This window comes from Vibrio sp. Vb0937 (assembly GCF_033338855.1).
The window spans coordinates 1-1,159 of the sequence record NZ_JAWOTK010000342.1; the positions used below are offsets into that span (position 1 = coordinate 1).

Annotated in this window: 1 protein-coding gene and 1 pseudogene; both read right to left on the reverse strand. The window is 44.0% G+C overall.

Features of this window, described 5'->3' with window-relative positions:
- Positions 1 to 92 precede the first annotated feature (92 nt).
- Complete coding sequence (gene modA, locus R7P67_RS25555; protein WP_025505836.1) at positions 93 to 848, reverse strand: molybdate ABC transporter substrate-binding protein; 756 nt, start codon at positions 846 to 848, stop codon at positions 93 to 95.
- A 125-nt stretch (positions 849 to 973) separates the two neighbouring features.
- Positions 974 to 1,159 (reverse strand): annotated as a pseudogene (locus tag R7P67_RS25560) (cobyric acid synthase CobQ); the annotation flags it as partial.

A 1,159-nucleotide genomic window follows, 5' to 3' on the forward strand; every position in this document is an offset into this window, starting at 1 on the left:
CAAAGTACCGCATAAGCGCCAACTTTTAAGCTCAACATTAGGGCTTGGTATTCAAGTTCTGTCACTCTTTGTCCCTATTATTGAAAACAGCATTATTGTTGGAAACCGTAATGAGCAAAAACTCGCTTCGCGTCTTCCGATTTCAAATACTGGAAGAATTGTCTCGATTCCGTTGAATCGTTCACTACCGCCGCTGGATAAACGATGGCCGCGTGCGTGTCACTCGCAAACTCGCCAACAATTTTCACTTTGCTAGTCAACTGCGCATCGGTCTTATAAACCACCCCTAAAGGAGCTTCTCCGCGCTCAACTAAAGCCAAAGCAAGACGTACATTTTTTGCTGGTGCAACTTTGGTTTGAATCTCTTTCCATACACCCAGTGTAGTCAGTGATTCTTTCGCGTACATCCCTGCCGGCACAGACGTAGGGTTGCCCAATGCGAGGCGACTGCCATTTAACGCCGCTTCCCAAGCTTTTGCATCCGCGAAGTTAAATACGGCTAAGCTTGACGTTTGAGGTGCAATAAGAACGAGACTATTGCGAACTAAATTAGTGACATTGTCACCATCTATAACACCTTCATCAACCAAGTAGTCCATCCATTTCGTGTTTGCAGAAATAAACACATCGGCTGGAGCACCATTGATAATTTGTCGTGCGATCGAAGACGAGCCGCCATACACAGGCGTAACTGTTACGTCGTACTTTTCTTTAAAATCTTGAGCGATTTCGTCAATCGCATTCGTCATCGAAGACGCAGCATAAACTTTCAGATCCGTTGCTGCATTTGTTGAGAATGAAATGCTTAATATTGCCGCTAGGCAAGCATGCGTTTTCCATGCTTTCATAAAGTGACTCCGTACAAGGCAAGCGAAAATTCTATCTAGCCAAATGAATGCGTTCCCAGCCCGATCCGTTTTTCTAATAAGGAGCCGAGAGAAAATTTGGTTAAAGATAGCGTTTGGTTAACGAGTTATTTAAACAGAAAGTCAAGGTTCATGTGTTGTTCTATCGCATCCGCAATACGGTTGATACCTTGTTCTTTCAATACTTCAAAATCTTGCTGTTTGACCTGAGTACCATTCACCCACTCAGTAATGAGGTTTAGCGCTTCCGCTTCGTCAAAAAATCCGTGCAAGCAGGTTCCCATAATTTGACC

What these genes read in the sequence shown, in the direction of transcription:
- modA (WP_025505836.1), bottom strand. Translation starts at nt 848, where the DNA reads ATGAAAGCATGGAAAACGCATGCTTGCCTAGCGGCAATATTAAGCATT.